Annotated in this window: 1 protein-coding gene; it reads left to right on the top strand. The window is 43.3% G+C overall.

The features are described from left to right. Positions 1-29 precede the first annotated feature (29 nt). On the top strand, positions 30-698 hold a 669-nt coding region (locus tag CP367_RS04340), incomplete at its 3' end, for an IS256 family transposase (RefSeq protein WP_143469219.1).

Below are 698 nucleotides of genomic sequence, written 5' to 3'. Positions count from 1 at the left end.
AAAACACATACAGAAAGAAGAACTCCTTCATGAATGATTTTACCAAAGATTTTGCTCAAGCTCTATTCAATCCAGACAAAATAAATGATTTATTGCGCAAAGAGCTACAACAGGCTGTTAATAACTTGTTAGAAGCTGAATTGACTGCCTTTCTGGGCTATGATCCCTATGCCAGAAATGGCTGGAATACTGGCAACTCTAGAAATGGTGCTTATTTCCGCAAAGTTGATACGCAATTTGGCCCAATTGAAGTGCAAGTGCCTCGGGATCGCAACGGTCAATTTCATCAGCACACGCTGCCTGACTACAAGCAGCACTCGGATATCTTGGAAAGCATGATTATCAAGCTTTACTCCAAGGGCGTGACCACCAGGGAAATAGCCGATCTAATTGAAAAGATGTATGGCAGCCATTACAGTCCAGCTCAGGTATCAAATATTTCCAAGCAGATGATTCCAAAGGTTGAGGCTTACCACAAACGCAAGCTAAGCGACAAGTTTTTCTGCGTCTATTTGGATGCGACATACCTTCCTTTGCGCCGAGAAACATTTGAGCGTGAAGCAGTCTATATTGCCATTGGCATCAAGCCTAATGGGCACAAGGAGGTCATTGACTACTGCATTGCGCCTAGCGAGAACATTGAAGTCTGGACAGATATGCTTCAAAACATGAAATCCCGAGGCTTAAAGCAAGTTGAG

The sequence above is a fragment of the Lactobacillus sp. UMNPBX16 genome, assembly GCF_002553775.1.
Classification (GTDB): domain Bacteria; phylum Bacillota; class Bacilli; order Lactobacillales; family Lactobacillaceae; genus Lactobacillus; species Lactobacillus crispatus.
The sequence above is the reverse complement of the archived record's forward strand: the minus strand, read 5'-3'. Positions and strand labels throughout refer to the sequence as shown.